Raw genomic sequence first — 19,698 nt, 5'->3', positions numbered from 1 at the left:
GCGAAGTAAACGGGAACGTATACTTACGTCATGGCAACGGTGACGACGGCGTCTCGACGACAGGGGCGCGGGGGACGGGAGCGCATCCTGGCCGCCGCGGCCGGACTGTTCGCGGTCCAGGGGATCAACGCGACCGGCATGGAACAGATCGCGGAGCGGGCGCCTGTGTCCAAGCGCACCCTCTACGCGCACTTCCGGAGCAAGGAGGAGCTTGTCCTCGCCCACCTCAAGGACCTCTCCTCGACGGGGCACACCCTGGAGGGAACGCTGGTGCGCGAGGACATCCCCGCCAGGGAGCGAATCCTCGCGCTGTTCGACCCGCTCCCGGCGGGCGCGGATCCCGTGCGTGGATGCCCCTTCATCGACGCCGCGGTGGAGTTCCCCGACCCACAGAACGCGGTCCACTCCTACGCCCGCGAACGGAAACTGCTCATGGTACGACTGGTCGCCGAGCTCGTAGCCGAACTGGGCTGTCGCGAGCCCGCTGTCCTCGCCGAGCAACTCGTGACCCTCGCGGACGGCGCCGCCAGCCGCGCCATGGTGCTGGGCGAGGCGGACTACGGCCGGCACGCGCGGACGGCGGCGGAGCTCCTCCTGGCCAACGCGCTGCCGACCACGATCTGACCGGCCCCGCCGGGTTGCCCGGTACGCCTGGCGCCTGATGCGACGATCCCGTCGCTCGACCGAGTGAAGGGCGGGCCTTTCGCAGCAGGCCCTAGCCGATGGGCAACTGCACCGCACAGCCAAGGGCGTCGGCGGAACATTGGCGGGAGGAGCAGGCCGGAATCGCGCTCACCCGAAAAAGTGAACTCCTCGACCAGTGAGCCTCAAGGAGACGGCGTAGGTGCCACCGATGTGTCATCGGGGCTGAGATTGTGCCGCGAGATCTGAGACCTACAGGTGCAGGTTCTCACTTTCAGTGTCATCTGCCGACGCTGTGACCTGGACGTTCCTCACCAGTCTCACGACGTGTCGGCCAGCGGCTGTCTCGGATCGGTGTCATTCCTTCAGGCGTGACCAGCATGCTGCGCCGCCGCCAAGGGGCGTCACGAACCTGCTTCGGCCCCCAGCCGTTCCATCCACTCGCGCACGGTCAAGGCAGCGTCCACAGTCGTGCGGAGCCGTCGTTGCCCGCTGTGGCGATGGTCTGCCCATCGGGGCTGAACGCCACACTGTGCACCTCGCCGACGTGTCCGGCAAGGGTGATCGTCGGATCACCGGTAGCCGGGTCCCACAGCTGGGCCGTACCGTCCCGGCTCGCGCTGGCGAGGATCCGGCCGTCGGGCCGGAACGCCAACTCGCCCACCAGGCCGACGTGCCCGACGAGCAACGCGCCGGCTCGGAGCGTCGCGAGCGCTCCGCTCGCGTTCCATTCCGCCTCCCACAGGCGAACGTAACCTCCCTTGCCGCCGGTGGCGAGGAGCCGTCCGTCCGGGCTGAATGCCGCGGCGTGAACCTCGGCAGGGTGGTCGGCGTCGATGACGGTCGTCACCAGTTCGCCCGAGTCCACGCCCCAGAGCCGGACCACCGGCTCGTCGCCGCAACAGCCGCATCCGTCGACTCCGGTCGCGAGTGTCCTCCCGTCGGGACTGAACGCCAGAGCCTGGATGCGACCGCCGGTGCGGTTGATGGTGGCTACAGCCGGCTCGCGTTTGGCCACGTCCCACATCGGCACCCGGTCGTCGTTGCCTCCGGCCGCGAGAAGGCGCCCGTCGGGGCTGAAAGCAACCCGGTAGATCTCGTCTGCGTCCGGGGTGAAAATGTCGACGCGCTCGTGGGTGTCCGTTGCCCACAGACACACCGTGTGATCCAGTCCACCCGTCGCGAGAAGGCGCCCGTCGGGGCTGAAGGCAAGGCTGTAGACCTCGATGTCATGGCCGGCCAGAAGAACACCCGAGCCGCTGGCGAGATCCCACAGCCGCACGGTGGCGTCGTCACTCGCAGTGGCCAACGTCCGCCCGTCAGGGCTGAACGCCACGCTCCGGACAGCGTCGGAGTGCCCGTTGAGGGTCACCTGGCAAACACCCGTCCGGCGGCCGCTGTCTGACTGATTGGGGGTCATCCGGACACGATATCGCTCCCCAGCAGAGGGCAGTGTGCGTCCTTCGGATCCGCTTGTGTGCGTTCAACCCAGGGACAGCGAAAGGGATTTGGTGCCTGTGGATGTCCGGCCGGCCTCACACCAACGGCCACGCCCCTGTCTCAGGAGCGTGGCCATTTCCTAGTCCTCGTCCTGGTGCCCGTGCGCAGTGGTCATCCAAGGACTCCTGCCGCATGACTGCTCGGTTGTCGCTCTCGACGGTTGCGGCCGCAGGTGGCAGTCGTGCCTGCGGACCGGCCCGTCGGGGGCAGGGCGTGGACTCACGGGTGCGCGTGTTACGACAGGGGGTGGATCGGGATGGCGATGTACGACGGGGCGTCCGGGGACGAGCTGAGCTCGATCGCGGACGGGGCGCGGTTGGCGTCCGCGTAGAACGGGTCGTGGGTGTCGATGATCAGCTGGAGCTGACGGCCCTTGTTCAGGACGTAGTGGGCCGGCTGGAGGGGGACGGTCACCGTGGTGGCCTGGCCCGGCTGCTCGTTGGCGACGGTGACGGGGGCGTTGGTGATGATCGCGGCCTTGCCGGTGGCCGGGTCGCAGTCCATCAGGTACGCCACGATCGTGGCCTCCGGGGCCTGCGGTGTCACGGTCACCCGGAGCTCCAGCTCGCCCTGGACGCGCATGGGCTGCTCCAGTGGCTCCGTGGTCCAGATCGCCGTGAGACCGCGTTCGACCTCGGCGGTCTGGTAGACGTGCGGGAAGCCCGTGCGCTCGGCCAGGCCGGTCTCGATGAGCTTCGGGGCGACGACGACCTCGGTGTTCTGGACGGAGGCCTTGACGGGGCGGGTCCAGCCCGTCTGCGGCGCACCCTCGGTCAGCCGCCCGTCGCGCTCGCCGACGGCCGCGTCGGCGAGGTGGAACCGCTTCGGGGGCAGGGTGTAGCTCTGCCAGTCGGGGTGGTGGAGGTCGGACAGCAGGTTGTGCATGTACTCCGAGCGGACCCCGTACGAGGGCGTGGCGCCGTCGCTCGCCCTGCCGCCGAGGTGGTGGTCCATCCACCGGTAGGCCATCTCGGTCGGCTTGGAGACCAGGCCGGCCAGGCCGGGCAGCTCGCCGTTGCCGTGGTCACCGACCTGGACGAGCAGCGACTTGGGGCCCGTGAGCCGGCTGAACATGTCGACGACGGCCGGTACCGAGAAGATCGTCTCGTGCCAGGCGGTGGTCATCAGGATCGGGATCTGGTTGTCGTTGTACGCCTGGAGGCAGTTCTTCGGCGACCTGACCTCGGCGAACTCCCTGACCACGTCGTCGATGACGTTGCCGCGGATCTTCTGGATGACGTCCCGGAACTCCTCCGAGCACCGGTCCTCCTTGAACAGCTTCACGAGCGCCTCGAAGGCCGCCAGGTGCCGTGTGCCGTTCTCGTACAGCGAGGCGAACAGGTCGGCCCAGGCGCTGGTGCCGGCCACGGCCCTGATCCGGCGGTCGTTCCCGGCGAGCAGCAGGCTCGTTCCGGCGCCGTAGGAGGCGCCGAAGCAGCCGATCCGGTCCGGGTCGACGGCGTCGAGCTCGGACAGCGTCGTGACGATCTCGATGGCGTCTTCGACGTCCTGCGGTCCGGCGACGTGGATCTCGCCCCCGGACTTGGCCAGGCCGCGCTGGCTGTAGGTCAGCACGACGTATCCGCCGCGCGCCCAGCGAGGGAGCATGGCCAGGTAGGACAGGCGGCCGAGCGGGGACAGCGGGGCGGGCATGAGGAGCGCGGGACACTTCTCGGCCGGGACGTCGCGCGGGACGCTCAGCGACGCGTCGATCAGCGTCCCGTCCGCCATGGCGATCGAGAGCTCCTGGTACCCGGCGATCTCCGTGTACGTCTCGTAGGTGTCGGCCAGGCCCCACTGGTCGAGCCGGCCGATGCGGCGCGGCGACGGGTCGAGCAGCGCCTGCTCGATCGCTTCCAGCTTGGCGCTGTCGTCGGCGCTGATCGCGAACGGGTTCGTCGAGTTGTCGTCAACGGGCATGACTGTGGCCGCCTTCTGTGGCAGGGGAGTGTCGAAGTGACAACGTCATGATCTCCGCGCGGTGATCACAGCGGAGGAGGGACCGGCTTCGCCCCCTCGTTCGAGTGAATGGGGTGATCTAAACGTCCCGGCGACCGGCAGTTGGCCGGACTGCCACTCCCGTGGCCACCGGTCGTGAGATTCGGCAACGGAACGTTCGTCACGGACATTCCGACGCCAGCAGGGCCGTGGACACGTCCCCCAGGACAGATCCTCGACGCACTGGCCGTCTCGGAAGCAATCACTGACTGCTACGACGGAACTGTCACGGCGTCCCCCATTCCGGGCCATGCCCTGTGGTGTGCGCGGCGGGGACATCGTTCGCGACCGATCAGGGTGCCGCGCCGCGTTACCGGGCCGGGCGGTGTCGCCCGCGCGTGGCGCGTGTAGGCCGAGGGGCTGGCGCAGTCTTGAGCAGCATTCGATCGGTCAGCGGTGTTGGCGTCGGGGCTTGCCTTCGTTCACAAGGACTCGCCCCTGTCGCTCCGGTTGGAAGTCTCGGCAAGCGCGACCACGATGAGCATCTGGTCGAGCACATGTCTGATCGCGGCGGCCTGGGGTGGCGGAGCTTCTAGGATCTGCGGCATGGCAACACGACTTGTGCAGATCAACATGAAGGCCCAGGACGACTCCGCGCTCGGCCGGTTCTGGGCGGAGGTACTCGGTTGGGGTGTCGACAGCGAGGGACCCGGCGTGACCAACCTCGAACCCGTGGGGTTCGCCTATCCCGACCCCGTGGCCGTCTGCATCGACATTGTCGTCCGCCCGGAACCCAAAACGGTCAAGAACCGCGTGCACCTTGATCTGGCCACCACCTCGACCGCTCATCAAGCGGAGTTGGTCGCGCGCTCGAAGCGTCTCGGCGCGACGCTCGCCGACGTGGGGCAGGGCGACGTCCCCTGGACGGTCATGGCCGACCCGGAAGGCAACGAGTTCTGCGTCCTGGAGCCCCGTCCGATCTACCAGGACACCGGGCCGATCGCCGCGGTGGTGGTCGACTGCACCGACCCACGACGGATGGCCCGGTTCTGGGGCGAGGCGATGGACTGGACGCTGCACGAAGTCACCGACGACCACGCGACCATGCGCTCCGCCAAAGGCGTCGGCCCCTACCTGGAATTCCTCCGCACTCCCGACAGCAAGAGTGTGTGGAACCGCGTCCACCTCGACGTCCGCCCCTACCCCGGTGACGACCTGGCCGCAGAGGCAGCCCGACTGCGCGCCCTGGGTGCCACCGACCCTGATATCGATCAGTCCGCAATCTCCTGGACGGTTCTGGCCGACCCGGAAGGCAACGAGTTCTGCCTTCTCACGCCACGCTGATCCTGAGCAACGACTCCGGCTGGTTCCGGGGGCAGCGGCGAAGACCGAGTGGCGTCAGCCCATGCCGCCGGAGACGGGGATGGCGTCCCCGGCGGTGCGCGTCCTTGGGGGCAAGAAGCCCACGAGCAGGCGGTAGTCGTCAGCGGTGCCCGTACGGCTCCGGCGCCCAAAGCGTGTTGCAGAAGGCGGTGAGTCGGGCAGAACTCCTGAACATCACCCGACCGTGGAGCTGGGTGCCTGCCCAACCCGTGAACAACCAACGGCACCACTCGTGAGTAGAGCCACACGCTGGTCCTCCGAAACCACCGCCAGCGCTGTCCGCAGCCCTGAGTTTCTGGGCGTTCACCCTCATTGCTTCGTTCAGTCGCTGGCTGCGCCCGCTCAGATGTCCACCGGGACCGTGCTGTCGCGGGGTTCCGCGCCGACGATCAGCTCCCCGTGTCCAGTGCCGGCGGCCAACGAAGCCCTCCAGATCCGTTCCTTCCACTCCGGGGGCCAGCTGGTCGTGGTGTCCCACCGGATGCCCTCAAGATCGACTCCGTCCAGGTCGACCGACTGGAGGTCGGCCCCCCGAAAGTCGGTGCTGGCTTCTTCGACTGCTGTCACGGCCGTGGCCAGTGCCAGAGCCTCCCGGTAGGCCAGGTCGAGGTCGTCGGCCAGGTCCTGCGACACCTCGAGCACGCCGAGCCACGACATGTCCGTCCAGCGGAAATGGAGTAGCAGCTCGTTGTCGATCAACTGCTTGGAGCGGCGGGCCTCTGCCACGAGCCGCCACGTGCACGTGGCCAGGAAGTCCTCCACTTCTTCCATGTAGTCAAATCCGCCCAGAGCAGGTTGGGGAGCCTGGGCCGACTGCGGAAAGGTAAGCACGTGGCCCATGCCGCTGCTTACTCGCAGGAGCTGGTCGCGGGCGGTGTCCGGGAGTATTTCCTCCTCCAGACCGGCAATGAGTCGGTGCACGGTGTCCACTGCATCCCGGATGACCCGAACAGCGTCCAGGGGCCAGTACCGCCGGGCACACTTCAAGGCCTGCTTGCGGTACTTGAGCCGTACGAACGCAGGGCGTTGTATCAAGAGCCCCTCGGAAGACCCTTCCCTGTCGGCTACGGCACGCTCGCGAGGCGCTCTGCGCCCCGTACGGGCCAGACGCACCGCCACCGCATCCCCTGTCTGGCGATACGCCGCCGCGAGCAGGCGCCCCAGCGTCTGATCGGGGTCCCGCAGTTCCGGCGGCCCACCGCTACTCATAAGGCCGTCGTAGACGGCGATCCCCAGCTGCGCGTGTGCTCTTGCCAGCAAAGCCTCAAGCTGTTCGGATGTCCGGTCGCGGTTCATCGCTCCTCCTCTGCAGCCTCGTGGCCCAGCCCTTCGAGTCCCAGCCGAGCTTTGAGAGTCGCCCGCGCCCGGGAGAGGTTCTGACGGGCGGCCTCGGGCGAGATACCCATCGCCTCGGCGCTCTCCTGTGTGGTGAATCCGTCCAGAGTCCAGGCCAGCGCCGCACGTTGCTTGGACGGCAACAACAGCAGCATCTCGATCACGCGCCGTTCTTCGACGCCGAGCTCCACAGCATGCGCAGGCGAATCCCAATGTGCGGTCGGCCGGTCCGGAACCTCCTCGCAAGGCTCCTCCCGCACCTGTTGACGTAACCAGGAGCGCCAGGCCACCGTGCGCAGCCACGCCTTGGGGTAGCGAATACTCGTTCCCGGCCGGCACATCTGCGTGAACGCATCCTGCGCGGCGTCCTGTGCCTCACTCCAGGACGCCCCGTGCAGCAGCAGAAAACGCACAAGGCCCGGAAACTCGGCATGGTGGAGATCCTCGGCCAAGTCCCTCCCCTGCAGATCGACAGGAGTCAACCGGTCAATCGGGTCACTCACCCGAAGTTCAGCCTCGGCCGCGTCCTCCATGACGGCTCACCCCGGCCTCCGCCAGGCAGCCGGAGCCGCAGGCCGCAGAGCGTGAAAGCAGGCTGTTCCGAGCGTGCTCAGCGAGCAGCCGGGACACATGAAGCCCTACTTCACGCTTCAGCCGTTTCCGAGCGAACCGCAGGATACTGCTCACAGCCCCTAGAAACACGATCGCTGCGCTCGTGATCAACACCGGATCCACCCTTGCGCTCCCGCCTCTTCGAGCATTGGTGGCGTCCGAACGGGCGCCACGCTGACTAGTGCTGCCGGCAGGCCGCACTGTGACATCCGAGAGCTGAGAACTTGCAGGCGGATGCCCCGGCCGGCCCCCGAGCCCCGGCCGGGCCCCAGGCAGGGGAGAGGAACCCCGCCGCGGGGCCCACAATCAGGCCGTGCAAGTAACCGGTCCTGGAAGGGGCGGAGCCAAGTCCGGCCGTCTGCCGGTTGAGCGGAAGACTGTGGGAGTCACCCTGTGCTCCGGCGTCTTCAGACCGGCCGGTACGTGAGGCCACATGGTCGGACTCGAGGTCTGAGCTGTTGCCGGCGGTGTGGTTGTGCTGGGCGAGCTCCCAGCGCAGGTCTTCTGGGACAGCGCCGTGCGCCCAGGAGCCCAAGAAGCGGGAGGGGCATGGATCCCCATCGGCCCGGACGTGGAGGAGTGGCTGCACGGGTGCGTTCGGCATCCCACGGCGGACGGAGGTGTTCCGGCCGTGCCGTAAGGGCACACACCGGACACCGCACCATGCTGGAGGAGAACGATGAGCGATCGTGCCGGGCTTCTCCTGCTTGCAGCCGGGCTGGCCGCCGCCGACGCCGCCGTCGCTCTCCTGACATGGGGCACAGCCTGGCTGACCCTGTGTATCTACCTCACGATCGGGGCGATCGCTGCCGCCGTGTTCGCGTTCGTCGACATGGATGGCGGCGGATCCGGCGACATCAACGGTGACGGCGGTGCAGGACTCGGTGGCGGAGTCTGAGACCGGCGCCACCGACTGCGGGAAGGCTGAACGACTGAGCGCAAGGCGAAGCCCCCGACTCCGGGCGGGGGCACTCCGGGCTCCGCGGTGGGGCCGGAATACTCCCGTACTCAGGGCTCCGTGGTGGAGCCTGCCGGACCGGGTTCGGAGAGTTCCTGCGGCACGAGTTGGAGAATCGCCAGGGCGTGATCGTCCATGCCTGGCCCCACAGGCGGGGCCGGGTCCCTGCGGGGCAGAAGGCATTCACGCCCGCTCGTCGCGGCGAGGCCGGCGCCGCACGAGGCGCGACCGAGCAGCGCTGACATCGCAGCGCTGACATCACCGTGGGCGTGACCTGTCCGGTGTCGCTGAGCGTGGGGGAGATCCCCACGGCAGGTAGCCTCGGGCCGGACCACTCGCCGGCCACGTACCCGACCTCACGTGCCCCACCGCGCCGCTCACACGGCTCGTAGCGGGCTCGCGTGCCACGGTGCCTGATCCGGCCTGATCCGGACGAAGGCCACGAGCCGGCTCAGGAGCACTTGCCAGGCCGGAGCCCAGTGCCAGGGCAAACGACCGGGACTGTGAGGGCCATCCGGAGATTCATGGTGAAGGTTCCTTCCCAGGCCGGCGATCCGATGCTCAACGGACCTCGCCCGCCGGCGGCCCACCGCATGAGGAGTCGCGCCGAGCCGCGACGTCCTTGTTGGAAGCGCCTTGGGTCCAGGCAAGGATGATCCGGCACCGAAGCACCCACCCCTGCGGCGCAGAACGCCGCCGAACTGCGGGGACGGCCTCGCCGCAAGCCGCGGAACCTGTATGCCGACCGGGGTTACGACTTCGGCAAGTATCGCCGCCTACTATGGAAACGCGGCTTCAAGCCGATAATCGCCCGACCCGGCGTGGCCCACAGCGCGGGGCTCGGCAAGGTGCGTCGGGCCGTCGAGTGGGCCTTCGCCTGGCTGCACCAGTTCAAACAACTCCGGATCCGCTACGAACGTGGCGCCGACCTCCATGAGGGTCTGCTCGAACTCGCCTGCAGCGTCATCTGCCTTTGTCGCCTGCGCACCGTACGGTAAGCGAGGAGTCAGATGAGGATGATCGGATTGGTGAGTGCGGCGACGTGCCCATGGGGATGGCGGACCTCGATGCGGACGAACGCTGAGTCCGCTGCTGTCGTGTCCCACTGCACCACACCTGCCCCGTCACTGGGGAGTGACGCCCGGTGAACCGTCCCTCGATCGGTGTGGAAGCTGATGGTGCCGACCGGCGCACCTCGTACTGCCGCCTGCACTTCGACCTGCCTGCCATGAGTTGTGAGCTGTTCTCCGACCCCGGCAGTGCGACCATCGGCATTGACGGTGAACGATACTTCCACGTCGGCCGACTCGGCGATCCAGCTGCGGCCGGCACGGATTCCGGTCAGGACCGCCTCGGTGCTCAACTCTTCGGCGAAGACCACGGTGTGGGGGATCCCGATCTGCCCCTCCAAATGGGTGTCGCTGTTGCCCATCGCCGGCCGCCACGAGCCCGTGTGGACATCCACTGCGAGGCCCTGCCCCCACTCCGCCAGGGCGGCCTCGTTGTCAGCGTTCCAGGGGCGGTCCGATATCCACAATCCGTTCCAGACCTCCACCACGTCGAAGCCTCGGAAGGGGAACATGAAGTCGCCGGACGGGTAGGGCGCGTGGGGGTGGGCGGCCACGCACAGGCCCCCCACCCGATGGACCTGATCCAGGCAATGATCGATCAGTCCGTCCCCGACCTGGTGGTTCCAGTCGACGACCTCGCCGGGGTTGATGCCGAGCGCGAGCCAGTGCCCGGTCTTCGTGGTCACTTCCTCACCGAGAACGATCAAGAAGTCATCGGCAGCCAGTTTCTCCCATGCATCGGGTTTCGCAGCTGAGTTGTGCTCCGTTGTCGCCATGAAGTCGAGCCCGGCAGCGCGCGCCCGAACGGCCAGCTCTTCAGGAGTGAGCTCCCCGTCCGAGTGGATGGAGTGGACATGGCAATCCCCGCGGTACCAGGCCGGCCCACGTCCGACCGCCCGCGTCGGCGGGAAACTCATACCCGACAAGGTTCTCTCCCCTCAAAGTCCTGTCGAGTCAACGCGCAAGCAATGCGACCGGTTCCGTCACGTCACTGAGCGCCGTCCCAGTCAAGAGGTCAGCTCAAGATCTCATTCTGAAACGACCTCTGAGCTTGCCGCTTAACCTCGGCGCGAGATGAGTCGGGCGAGTAATTCTGTCGGCCAGCAGAGCCAGTCGAGGAGAGGGCTGGTGACCACGAACCAGTGGATACTGATGCGGCCCAGCTCCTTCTCCAGGATCAGTGGTGCCTCATCCCGGTAGACGTAGCGAAGGTACCGGCGGCGGATCGGCGTTCCGGCTATCAGCAGCACCGGTGAGGCGATAAGGATGGCCATCGGGACCAGGGCTCTCGCGGCGGTGAGCTTCGCCTTCTCCTCGTATCGCATGCGCTCAGTGTGCTGATCCTCACCGTCGCTGTCAGCCTGTCCTGCGGGGTTCGGTGCCGGCCTTGTGGTGCGCGGGTCGGCTGTATGCCTCGCCGGTGGCGAGCACCCTCACCCGGCCGCACAGACCGACGCCGACGCCGCCTGCGCACTGCGGTCCGCCACCGACGAGACCACCCTCCAGGCCGCCCTGCAACACGCGATCCGTACCGCCGACACCCTCGTCACCGCTGTGGCCACACCATCAGCACCCTTCACCACACCACCTGACGGGTCCGCCGCGCCGTTGCCGAGATCGCCCACCGCACCCAGGCCCTGGACGTGTCACCGACCTTGTGACCGCACTCGCCGGCCACCGCCACACCATGGCCACCGGGGAAGGGACTCGGCTGCGCGGGCAGGACTGGCTGCTGCCCTGTCCGCCTCCCACCGAACCCGCTCCGCGGTCACCGCACCGAGCCTCTTCGTGTCTCGGTCCTGGTGCCCGCCCTCGCCCACGCCGTGCAGGCCACCGCCAGCTACGCACTGCGGCACACCCCGACCGACACCAGCCTTCACACGGCCCGCGAGCACGCGATTCGCCGCTGTGGTGCACTCGTTGCCGCAGCCGGCGCACAGCTCACCGTGTGATTCCCGAACCCGCACTGTCGGCCCCGGCCGGCGGCGTACCGTAGCAACCAGGAGCAAAAGAGAATCCGTGGACGCGAGCTTCAGAACCGTCATCGACGGCGAGCTCGTGGAACTGCCTTGCACCATCGCTGCGATCCGTGCCGGCATGACCCCGGACCAGGCCGCCGCCTTCGACCGCGAGATCGACCACGTCCCCGCCCCCGAGCTGCCCGTCACGCTCGTCCACTGGGCCCTGGCCGGCACTGCCGCCGACGATGAGGACGAGGCCCTCTTCGACCGCCTCGCCTGCGGCGAAGACATCGGAGCCCGCACCGTCACCGCCCGCCCGGAGGTGGCGTGAGCCGCTACCGCATCCAATACGCAGCACCAGCCGACCGAGCACGCTACGCCATGACGCCGACGCGGCGGGCGCAGTTCGATGCCGGTATCCAGCGCCCCGCCACCGACCCGTACGGCACCGGCTCCACTCGGGTCACGGACGTCCCCGACCGCCGCCAGGCCGTCGTCGCGGGCGTTGTCATCCGCTACTACGTCAGTCAGTCCGTCCAGACCCTCACTGTTGTCCGCGCCGTCTACATCTGACACCCGCACACACAAGCGGCCCCTCGCCCAGGTACACCTCGGCGAGGGGCCGCTCGACCGCAGGTGAAGGCCCATGCGCTCGGCCCACGGCCTTGCCCGTCCCCAGAGGCGTGGGCACCCGGCGCAACGGCCGGACTACCACTCGACGAGCGCCTGGACAGGGTCATCACCGGCAGATGAACCGCTCTCAGGTATCGGCGGAGATGACAGGTGGCGGTAGGTTCAGCCGCCGCGCCGGGGGAGGGCTGCCAGGTCGTCACGGCCGTCCTGCGTGGCCTCCAGCGCGAGGTGGAGATCCGTACGTCTTCCAGCCTCGAAGGCCACCGATGAGCGCCGCACTCTCCACGAGGGCACCGGCCACGAACTCCTGGGCAGCCTGGCCGAAGGCAGCCGCAGCCGGGTCCTGGCTTCGCGGTTGAATCCCACCGGAACACTGGAGCCCGGCATCTGCGGCGGCCTCGACCGGACCGACGACTGGTACGTCGGCGACGGCTGGTACAGCGATGGCGACGGCCGCGACATCGACTGCCGCACCGGCTGGGCCCTGCATCCGTACCCGCTGCTGTGGGCGCGGATGGCGGGCCCGTACGGCGACGGCGGACGCGGCGTGGGCTTCGGTCAGGTCCGCGGGGTCCTTGCCGTTCCCTTCGTGGAACGCGGCCGGAATCTCAAGGCCCGGGTTCGCTGCTTCGCCTACGGCGTAGGTCCTGACCGTACCCACCAAGGCAGGCCCGTCAGCCCAGCAGCGCGAGCAGCCGCGCCAGCGCCTCCGTGACGGGCCTGCCCACCTCGCCCACGGTCGCCGCGATCTGCGAGACGGACGCCAGGATCATGCCGCGCTCACGCAGGGCGGCCCGGTCGGGGGTGAGCGCGGGCAGCGCGTTCTCCAGGGTCCGGGCCTGGTCCGGGGTGAGCTCCGGGCGCAGCTCCTTGAGAAGGCGGGTGAGGTCCGTCAAGGTGGCTTGGAGCTCGGCGTCCTGAGCGGTGCCGTCGTTGTGGACGATGGTGCCGTGGTTGATGCCGATGACCTTTTCGCCGCCGTTCACGTTGACGACGTCTCCGTAGTAGTTCGACGTGTCGCTCATAGTTTGATCCCCGTGTTTCCCCTGCCGCCGTTCATGTTGACGACGGAACCGAAGTTGTTCGTGGTGTTGTGCTGCTCGACGACGGCGGAGAACTCGTACTCCGGGTGGTCGATCGCATAGACGATCTGCCCGGCGATCGACCGCAGTTCATCCATGGTCGGCAAGGTCAGGACCACCCTGGAACCGCTGTTGAGCTCGACGACCAACACCGGCTTCCTCGACCCGAGCAGGACGGCGCAGACAACGACCAGGGTGAACAGGGTGAGAACGCCCGGGGCAGGGCCGCCGCCCCCGCCGCCCCCGTCCGCGGAATCGAGCCAGGCGGAGACCACGAAGGCGAAGACCACCAACAGCAGGAAGTAGAAGCCGGCCTTGCCCCAGGCGGGCTTCAGCCTGAACACCTCGATCCAGCTGACATTGCGCAATGGAACCGCCGCCGACCCCACCCACAGGATCTGCCGCTGGACCCTGAGTTCCAGCGGCTTGCCCCTGCGGGGAGGCAGCGGCATCGGCGGGATCTGCGGATGCGGCTGAGGCGGCTGAGACGGCGGCCGGGGCGGAAGTTGTGGCGGAGGCCCGGGAGGTTTCCCGGGCGGTGGTACGCCGATGCCGCCTGTGTGATCCATGGTCCCCCCGTGCTGTCGTCACAACCACCCGCGCGGCGCGGGAGCATCATTAAGCCTGTGGGGGGTCGTGGGACGGCAGACAAGATGCGGCCAATTTCATTTCTGCGGCCAATAATTGACGCTACGTCAAAGACGTCTGGCGGTGACGGCGGCGTAGGGGCGGGACGGGGTTCTCGGTCCTGGGACGCAGCTGCGTCCCAGGGGTCAGGCCTTGCCGAACCCGGACTCCTTCAATGCTGCGTTGTTCTTCGAGCCCTGCTTCTCCGTGGTGACGATGTCCCTGTAGGTGAAGTGCATGCGTTTCTCTGGGTGCGTGGCTGGGTGTCAGATGAGAGTCGAAGTGCCGGCGCAATCCGTGACTGAGTAGCCGATGTGGCCTCTGGTGCTTGAGTTGGCTCGGGGAGGGGCGTTGGGTCGCTCTGAGAGGGCGTTTAGCGTGAGTGGATTGCCGCTTATGCCCTAGTAGGTTCCTCGCCAGGTTAGTGTGGTCTCGTCCGTTATGCGCTTGGCGAGGTTGTCGATCGACGCAACGTGGATCATGGCTTCGGAGCTGGCGGTGAGGGTCTCGTAGTCGCGGGCGAGGCGGCGGTGCATCATGATCCAACCGATGCTCCGCTCCACTACCCAGCGCCTTTTCACGACGTGAAAACCGCGAACTCCGGGATTTCTGTTGACGACTTCGACGTCGATTCCGAGCTGCGCGCCGTGCTCGACGACGGACTTCTTGAAGCCGGTGTCTACCCAGCTCTTGGCGATGGTCGGGTACGTCTTCTTGGCCTGGTCGAGGAGGCGTATTCCCAAGGCGTTCTCGGAGAGGCTCGCGGCGGTGACGGTCGCGACGAGAATCAGACCGATTGTGTCGGTGAGGATGCCTCGCTTCCGGCCCACGATCTTCTTCGCGGCGTCCGTTCCCTGGCTGGTCACGGGCACGTTGGTGGAGGTCTTGATGCTCTGGGTGTCGATGACGGATGCCGTCGGTTCGGGCTTGCGGCCTTCCTTCACGCGGGCCAGGGCGGTGAGGTCGTAATTGATCTGGGCGAAGATTCCCTCGTCGCGCCAGGCGGCGTAGTACGCGTAGACGGTGCCGTGATTTGGAAAGTCGTGCGGGAGGTATTTCCAGGGAATTCCGGTGCGGTTCACGTAGAGGATCGCGTTGAACACGTCGCGGAGTTCGACTTTCGCCGGCTGGCCGGTGGGTCTGCGGTCAAGTCGGGCTTTCCTCCATGTCGTCAGGGTGGGCTCGATCAAGGCCCACCGGGCGTCGGACAGGTCGCTGGGGTACGGCTTCGGCTGGCTCACGCCGCAGCCTTGACACGGGAGGGCCGGAAGGTGCCGTTCCTCTGACTACCAGGAGGTTCTGTCACATCTTTAAACCAGACGGAATCCCGGCAGCAGAAGTGAGCGAAACGGACGGCAGGCCCTGTGCGGCGGGATGTGATGAAGTTCTTATACTTCCTAAAATTGAGCAAAAAGGGGCAGTAGCGAAAGCGGCTTTCCGGAATAAATCTACGTAAACGCCCTCTGAGAGTGTGGAACGTAAGCTCTTGTCCGTTTCGTGATTGAGGTTGGAGAAGGAGCGCTGGTCACGGAGTGAGGCTGGCCCTCAAGCTTCGGGGCGGGCGAACAAGCCGGGTTCGGTTTCGACGAGGATGCCTCGGCTGACCAGGCGTTTCAGTGTGGAGCGGATGCCTTCGGTGTTCTTCGGGAGGATCGGCAGGTCGAGGGCCTGGCAGAGGTCGCGGGCGCGCATCGGCCGGCCCGCGTCGGTCAGGGCGGTGAGGATCTGCTGGTAGGCGGGGTGGTCCGGGATGCCGGGACGCTCCGGGCTCGGCAACGGGTGGAGGCATGGGGAGGGCGAGGAGCGTCTTGCGGGTGATGCGCAGATTCTCGCACTCCGCGTCGAACTCGCTGAGCTGTGCGGCGAGTTCCTCGGCACTGGTCCTCAACTGCTCAGCCTGGTCGGCCAGTTCGCGCTCACGGGTCTCGATGTGTTCCAGGATGGCTTTGACCTGTGGGTTCTCGCTCATGTGGTCCTCCAGGAGGGGAGGGTGGCACCGGTGAGGCGGCGCGCCATGACCGAGGTCATCGCCCACAGGACGCGGGAGCGGGAGGATGCGGGGCGGTGTTCGTAGTCGCGTACGAGACGGCGGTAGCACATCAGGATCCCGTTCGTCTGCTCCACGATCCACCGCTTGGCCTGCGGGACGAAGCCCTTGTCGGCCGGGTTGCGCTCGACGATCTCGACGTCGATGCCATGGTTCTTGCCGTGCTCGACGACCTTCTTCTTGAAGCCCTGGTCGACCAGGGCCTTGGTCACCGTGTCGCACTGCCCGGCGACACCGTCCAGCAGGGCGATGCCGGCGGTGTCCTCGTGTGCCGAGGCGGGCAGGACGACGCAGTCGACGACGAGGCCCAGTACGTCCACGGCCAGGCATCTCTTCCTGCCCGGCACCCTTTTCGCGGCGTCCTTGCCGGTAGTCGTGGCGGGGACGCCGACGACGGCGTGGATGCTCTGCGTGTCCAGGACCACCAGACTCGGGTCGGCCAATCGCTTCCGCTTCTCCCGCAGCTGCCAGCGCAGCAGGTCATGAATGTCCTGGTCGGTGCCCTCGTCGCGCCAGAGGCAGAAGTAGTACTTCACCGCTCCGGGCGGGGTCATGTCGTGCGGCAGGAACTCCCACTGGCAGCCGGTGCGGTTCTGGTAGAGGATCGCGTTCACGATTTCCCGCATCGCGTACTTGCCCTGATGCCCGCTGACCGACGGATGCCGGGCCTTCCACGCCGTGATCACGGGTTCGACGAGCTTCCACTGCTCGTCGGTGAGATCGCTCGGGTACGGCTTGCGCATGCTCATGCCATAACCCGAGCGAACCCCGAACGCCTGACCGGCAGCAATGCCTCAACGTCACACCATCGAGCGATGGCAAGACCGACAGAACGCCACATCCCGCACTCTGAGTTCCGGGCCGCAGGGCGAAGGCGATTCAGCAGACGCCCTGCGAGGGGCGGGTTCTGCGGGCCGGCCGTCGCGGAAACCGTTTCGGTCATCGTTGACGTTGGCCTCTACCTCCGACGTGCGCCCGAGGTGCCGCACAGCGCCAGGGGATGACACTGCGGACCACGTGACAAACCCAGCGCGCAAAATCGGGGCACCGTTGACAGGAACCCGACACGGATGTCATCGCCGCAGCTCGGCAACGCGCTGTTCGGGGGCGCCAGCCTGGACCACGCGCGTGGCCATCGACGCCGAGACAGGACCTCCCTTCGGTAACCCGCCGCGTCCCGGCCGCTGCGTTGCTCCACGACGTAGCACCCCCCCGGCGCGGGAACCAGGTGGTCCGACCTGCGCCGTCAGGGAGTGCCGTGTCTGTTCCCCGCGGTGGCGGGCACCGCAGGAAACACGTGCATCCTGACGGATCAGGCGGCCACGGCGAGCGGGCGGAGGCTGCCGGGCGGCCGGGACGTTGGGATGTCGGGCGGCACGCGCGCCGATTCGGCAGTATCCAGGCCGGCCCTGCCGCAGGCCGTCCCGTGTCTCAGGCCTGTGGGACGTGCTCGCCCAGGCATGCCTAGGTGAGCTGGGCCACCACGCCCGTGACGGGGAAGGGGCCCGAGTTGGGCAGAGCCGCCTCGGTGGTCTGAAAGGCGGTGACCGCGACGAGTGTGGCCGCGTCGAAGGTTCCGGGGGTGAAGGTGCCAGGGACCAGGAGATTCAGGCGCGTCGGGCCGAACATCCTCTGTATGACGCCGATATCGTCCGCGCCCGCTTGGTCGATGTCCCCGAGCTGGCGATTGGGGCGATTGCCGGGGACGGGAAGGAAGAGAATGTCAGGGTCGCTGGCCGGCGGCTCCTCCGAAACGCCCGCGTTCCGGAACAGGCCCCGGTCGACCGCGTTGCGCTTCCCCAGGCCCGATCCGCCCATGTTGCACTGCAGTGCGGCGGCGAACCAATTTCTGGCGCCGACGGCCAAATGGAACTTCGGGAACTGGGACGGGCCCAGGCCGTTCGGCCCCAGGCCCCAGGCCATGCTGAGGACGCCGAGCTGGGCGTCGGCCGGCCATGTGTCGAACCCTGTGAAGAGGGTGCGGATCACGGCCTCGTTCTGGTTCAGCCGCTTCGTCACCAGGGTGTCGATCCCCGCGTCGCTGAGATGCAGGGTCGTGGCGGTGCCGCCGGCCTTGACGACGGTCCACTCGGCGGCGATCTCGAAGTCGGAGGCCTTGGTGTTGTCACTGTCGCGGAGCAACGGCGCGCCGAGGGAAGCGAGCGCCAGGGCGTCCGCAACGGGGTCGATCTTGTTGCCGATGCCGATGGTCACGTTGCCGAGGCTGTCCAGATACATGTGTCTGACCCGCCCCTCCAACCGTGTGGAGAAGGCGGAGAAGTTGTCGCGCACCGCGGTACGCATGATGGTCGGCCCTCCGTTCTGCGGAGATCGGCCCCCTGGCCACCGGAATCCTGGCTGTCGCGCTGCATGCTGCCGGAGGCCCCGTCGAGGCGAGGAGGCAGAGCCAGGGAGGAAGAGAGATTCCTAGAGGTGTGTCCTCCGCTCCGAGCGAGTGCGGGCGGCCATGTCGAGCCAGGGGTCCGCCTATTTCCATGGTAGAAAGCCGGCGCTCGGTCCGCTCGTCGTACGTGCCGCCGCATGGCCGGGCATGGTGACCGCCCCCCCCGAGGCGGGACGGGAGATGCCGAAGAACGGTCTGATTCGCGCCGCGAGCGAGGACAGCGGGATCACGACGCTCCGCTGCGAGTGCGGTGAGTAGAGCGCTCTCCATGTGTTCGACGGGTCCTTCGAGGTGCTGGCCACGGATCCCGACGGCCGGCCTCCGCGGCCAGCGGAGGTGGATGGAAGGCCATGCCGTCAGCGGGGAGTTCCGGTACCGTCCGCCGTCCGCCGTCCGCCGTCCGCCGTCCGCCGTCCGCGCCGGCGGTCGGGGTCGGGGCCGGGTCGCGGAGATCCTGATGGTGGCGCTGCCCCTGCTGCGCCGCGCGTGTGGGTGCTCCCTGGAGCTCCTGTCGGATCTGGTGTCCGGCGATGCAGAAGACCTGATCGAGGACTGTCAGGAGCTCATCCGGCCGACTGTCTGGACGCTCCTGGAGGAGATTGCCCCCTCGGTCGCCGGCCGCGGCCTGTCGTCTCGCCATCGGCGGCGCCGGGCGGGGCCTTCGCCGGCATCCGCCGCCGGTCGCAGGAGCGATCACCCGTTCAAAGGTGCTTCGCGTGGGCGCTCTTGACGACGCTGTCGATCGCGCGCAGTCGGACGTCGACTTCTGCCTTGGCGTACGGTCCGGCCCTGACGCGGCCCTGGCTCCGTACGCCCTGACGCCCGCCGAGCGGGACACGCTCCGCGACCCCGCCGTGCTCCCCGAGGGACCGCCCGATGAGGGACCTCCGGACGAGGGCCCGCCCGAGGGGCCGCGAGCTGGGTCGCCTCGAACCCGCCGAGCCGGTCAAGGACGGCTGCGGCCATCAGCCGCGCACCTCGCGGGGGGAGGCTCACCGCGCCCCGCAGTGGAGCCACGGAACCTGGGTGCCGGAGTGACCGCGCAGGTCGTGACCATCGGCCGCGTGGACGAAGGTGTTCTCTGCGAGGAGCCGTCGCAGAGATTCGCGGTCCCCGGGCGGTTGGGGAGGCGGCATGTCGTTCCTGATCGGTCCTGCTCGGCCCGTGCCGCCCGGCCTGTCCGTTTCAGGTGACGCCGTGGAAACTGTGAGTGAGGGTCTAGGGGGTGGGTGCGCACGCGTCCACTATCGCCGCGCGCCGCGCGCGGCCCGCGCCGCGCTGGCGTTGCCGCAGGCGCCACCGCCCACAGCGCGAAGAGCGACGGAACCGGTGACGTCACGACGGCCTGCTGCCGTGACGGACAACGGCACCACGTCCGGACCGGACCGGACCGGACCGGACCGGACCGGACCGGACCGGTGAGGTTCCCCCGAGATGCGGAGTCGGTTGACAGCAGGTCAGATGGGACTCATGAGAGGAACATCGACCATGGCTGCTCCCCGGAAA

Annotated in this window: 18 protein-coding genes and 1 pseudogene; 7 read left to right on the top strand and 12 right to left on the bottom strand. The window is 67.9% G+C overall.

Features of this window, described 5'->3' with window-relative positions; all coding sequences use genetic code 11:
• Positions 1-30 precede the first annotated feature (30 nt).
• The gene (locus ACIGJO_RS29965; protein WP_399963455.1) at positions 31-624 is read left to right on the top strand and encodes a helix-turn-helix domain-containing protein; all 594 of its coding nucleotides are present in this window, start codon (positions 31-33) and stop codon (positions 622-624) included.
• Positions 625-1,093: 469 nt separating this feature from the next.
• Here the strand turns inward: ACIGJO_RS29965 and ACIGJO_RS29960 are convergent, their stop codons facing one another.
• Together ACIGJO_RS29960 and ACIGJO_RS29955 are read right to left on the bottom strand one after the other, a co-directional pair.
• The gene (locus tag ACIGJO_RS29960) at positions 1,094-2,062 is read right to left on the bottom strand and encodes a WD40 repeat domain-containing protein (RefSeq protein ID WP_399963453.1); all 969 of its coding nucleotides are present in this window, start codon (positions 2,060-2,062) and stop codon (positions 1,094-1,096) included.
• 314 nt (positions 2,063-2,376) lie between these two features.
• Complete coding sequence (locus ACIGJO_RS29955; protein ID WP_399963451.1) at positions 2,377-4,062, bottom strand: CocE/NonD family hydrolase; 1,686 nt, start codon at positions 4,060-4,062, stop codon at positions 2,377-2,379.
• A 624-nt stretch (positions 4,063-4,686) separates the two neighbouring features.
• On the opposite strand from ACIGJO_RS29955, the gene ACIGJO_RS29950 reads away from it, so the two are divergent.
• Positions 4,687-5,424: a VOC family protein gene (locus tag ACIGJO_RS29950; protein WP_399963449.1), complete on the top strand. Its 738-nt coding sequence runs from the start codon at positions 4,687-4,689 to the stop codon at positions 5,422-5,424.
• Positions 5,425-5,805: 381 nt separating this feature from the next.
• On the opposite strand, the gene ACIGJO_RS29945 is transcribed toward ACIGJO_RS29950, so the two are convergent.
• Positions 5,806-6,759 carry a hypothetical protein gene (locus ACIGJO_RS29945; protein ID WP_399963447.1) on the bottom strand — a complete coding sequence of 318 codons (954 nt, stop codon included), beginning with the start codon at positions 6,757-6,759 and terminating at the stop codon, positions 5,806-5,808.
• Entirely contained in the window at positions 6,756-7,331 is a 576-nt protein-coding gene (locus tag ACIGJO_RS29940) for an RNA polymerase sigma factor (protein WP_399963445.1), read from the bottom strand. Before ACIGJO_RS29940 ends, ACIGJO_RS29945 begins: the two co-directional genes overlap by 4 nt.
• Positions 7,332-8,089: 758 nt before the next feature.
• Between ACIGJO_RS29940 and ACIGJO_RS29935 the strand changes: the two genes are divergently transcribed.
• The gene (locus ACIGJO_RS29935; RefSeq protein ID WP_399963443.1) at positions 8,090-8,308 is read left to right on the top strand and encodes a hypothetical protein; all 219 of its coding nucleotides are present in this window, start codon (positions 8,090-8,092) and stop codon (positions 8,306-8,308) included.
• Positions 8,309-9,072: 764 nt separating this feature from the next.
• Positions 9,073-9,366 (top strand): annotated as a pseudogene (locus ACIGJO_RS29930) (IS5/IS1182 family transposase); the annotation flags it as partial.
• Between the two features lie 8 nt (positions 9,367-9,374).
• Here the strand turns inward: ACIGJO_RS29930 and ACIGJO_RS29925 are convergent.
• Entirely contained in the window at positions 9,375-10,355 is a 981-nt protein-coding gene (locus tag ACIGJO_RS29925; RefSeq protein ID WP_399963441.1) for a CehA/McbA family metallohydrolase, read from the bottom strand.
• Positions 10,356-10,496: 141 nt separating this feature from the next.
• Entirely contained in the window at positions 10,497-10,763 is a 267-nt protein-coding gene (locus ACIGJO_RS29920; RefSeq protein WP_399963439.1) for a hypothetical protein, read from the bottom strand.
• 694 nt (positions 10,764-11,457) lie between these two features.
• Here ACIGJO_RS29920 and ACIGJO_RS29915 point away from each other — a divergent pair.
• From ACIGJO_RS29915 to ACIGJO_RS29905, 3 genes are all read left to right on the top strand, one after another.
• On the top strand, positions 11,458-11,730 hold the full coding sequence (locus ACIGJO_RS29915; RefSeq protein WP_399963437.1) for a hypothetical protein: 273 nt from the start codon (positions 11,458-11,460) through the stop codon (positions 11,728-11,730).
• A gap of 50 nt (positions 11,731-11,780) precedes the next feature.
• Positions 11,781-11,972, top strand: coding sequence for a hypothetical protein (locus ACIGJO_RS29910; RefSeq protein ID WP_399963435.1), 192 nt, complete (start codon positions 11,781-11,783; stop codon positions 11,970-11,972).
• Between the two features lie 271 nt (positions 11,973-12,243).
• Positions 12,244-12,747 carry a DUF2264 domain-containing protein gene (locus ACIGJO_RS29905; protein ID WP_399963433.1) on the top strand — a complete coding sequence of 168 codons (504 nt, stop codon included), beginning with the start codon at positions 12,244-12,246 and terminating at the stop codon, positions 12,745-12,747.
• Here ACIGJO_RS29905 and ACIGJO_RS29900 read toward each other — a convergent pair.
• The 6 genes from ACIGJO_RS29900 to ACIGJO_RS29875 form a co-directional block, all read right to left on the bottom strand.
• Positions 12,707-13,057 (bottom strand): hypothetical protein, encoded by a 351-nt coding sequence (locus ACIGJO_RS29900; protein WP_399963431.1) that lies wholly within the window; start codon positions 13,055-13,057, stop codon positions 12,707-12,709. The genes ACIGJO_RS29905 and ACIGJO_RS29900 overlap by 41 nt on opposite strands.
• The gene (locus ACIGJO_RS29895; protein WP_399963429.1) at positions 13,054-13,566 is read right to left on the bottom strand and encodes a DUF6232 family protein; all 513 of its coding nucleotides are present in this window, start codon (positions 13,564-13,566) and stop codon (positions 13,054-13,056) included. Before ACIGJO_RS29895 ends, ACIGJO_RS29900 begins: the two co-directional genes overlap by 4 nt.
• A 576-nt stretch (positions 13,567-14,142) precedes the next feature.
• Positions 14,143-14,982: an IS5 family transposase gene (locus ACIGJO_RS29890; RefSeq protein ID WP_399963427.1), complete on the bottom strand. Its 840-nt coding sequence runs from the start codon at positions 14,980-14,982 to the stop codon at positions 14,143-14,145.
• A 304-nt stretch (positions 14,983-15,286) separates the two neighbouring features.
• On the bottom strand, positions 15,287-15,517 hold the full coding sequence (locus ACIGJO_RS29885) for a hypothetical protein (protein ID WP_399963425.1): 231 nt from the start codon (positions 15,515-15,517) through the stop codon (positions 15,287-15,289).
• A gap of 189 nt (positions 15,518-15,706) precedes the next feature.
• Positions 15,707-16,537 (bottom strand): IS5 family transposase, encoded by an 831-nt coding sequence (locus tag ACIGJO_RS29880; RefSeq protein ID WP_399963423.1) that lies wholly within the window; start codon positions 16,535-16,537, stop codon positions 15,707-15,709.
• Between the two features lie 715 nt (positions 16,538-17,252).
• Positions 17,253-18,002 carry a hypothetical protein gene (locus tag ACIGJO_RS29875; protein WP_399963421.1) on the bottom strand — a complete coding sequence of 250 codons (750 nt, stop codon included), beginning with the start codon at positions 18,000-18,002 and terminating at the stop codon, positions 17,253-17,255.
• Positions 18,003-19,698 lie beyond the last annotated feature (1,696 nt).

This window comes from Streptomyces sp. NPDC079020 (assembly GCF_044542225.1).
In the GTDB taxonomy this organism is placed as follows: domain Bacteria; phylum Actinomycetota; class Actinomycetes; order Streptomycetales; family Streptomycetaceae; genus Streptomyces.
The sequence above is the reverse complement of the archived record's forward strand: the minus strand, read 5'-3'. Positions and strand labels throughout refer to the sequence as shown.

What these genes read in the sequence shown, in the direction of transcription:
- ACIGJO_RS29965 (WP_399963455.1), top strand. Translation starts at nt 31, where the DNA reads ATGGCAACGGTGACGACGGCGTCTCGACGACAGGGGCGCGGGGGACGG.
- ACIGJO_RS29960 (WP_399963453.1), bottom strand. Translation starts at nt 2,062, where the DNA reads ATGACCCCCAATCAGTCAGACAGCGGCCGCCGGACGGGTGTTTGCCAG.
- ACIGJO_RS29955 (WP_399963451.1), bottom strand. Translation starts at nt 4,062, where the DNA reads ATGCCCGTTGACGACAACTCGACGAACCCGTTCGCGATCAGCGCCGAC.
- ACIGJO_RS29950 (WP_399963449.1), top strand. Translation starts at nt 4,687, where the DNA reads ATGGCAACACGACTTGTGCAGATCAACATGAAGGCCCAGGACGACTCC.
- ACIGJO_RS29945 (WP_399963447.1), bottom strand. Translation starts at nt 6,759, where the DNA reads ATGAACCGCGACCGGACATCCGAACAGCTTGAGGCTTTGCTGGCAAGA.
- ACIGJO_RS29940 (WP_399963445.1), bottom strand. Translation starts at nt 7,331, where the DNA reads ATGGAGGACGCGGCCGAGGCTGAACTTCGGGTGAGTGACCCGATTGAC.
- ACIGJO_RS29935 (WP_399963443.1), top strand. Translation starts at nt 8,090, where the DNA reads ATGAGCGATCGTGCCGGGCTTCTCCTGCTTGCAGCCGGGCTGGCCGCC.
- ACIGJO_RS29925 (WP_399963441.1), bottom strand. Translation starts at nt 10,355, where the DNA reads ATGAGTTTCCCGCCGACGCGGGCGGTCGGACGTGGGCCGGCCTGGTAC.
- ACIGJO_RS29920 (WP_399963439.1), bottom strand. Translation starts at nt 10,763, where the DNA reads ATGCGATACGAGGAGAAGGCGAAGCTCACCGCCGCGAGAGCCCTGGTC.
- ACIGJO_RS29910 (WP_399963435.1), top strand. Translation starts at nt 11,781, where the DNA reads ATGACGCCGACGCGGCGGGCGCAGTTCGATGCCGGTATCCAGCGCCCC.
- ACIGJO_RS29900 (WP_399963431.1), bottom strand. Translation starts at nt 13,057, where the DNA reads ATGAGCGACACGTCGAACTACTACGGAGACGTCGTCAACGTGAACGGC.
- ACIGJO_RS29895 (WP_399963429.1), bottom strand. Translation starts at nt 13,566, where the DNA reads ATGCCGCTGCCTCCCCGCAGGGGCAAGCCGCTGGAACTCAGGGTCCAG.
- ACIGJO_RS29880 (WP_399963423.1), bottom strand. Translation starts at nt 16,537, where the DNA reads ATGAGCATGCGCAAGCCGTACCCGAGCGATCTCACCGACGAGCAGTGG.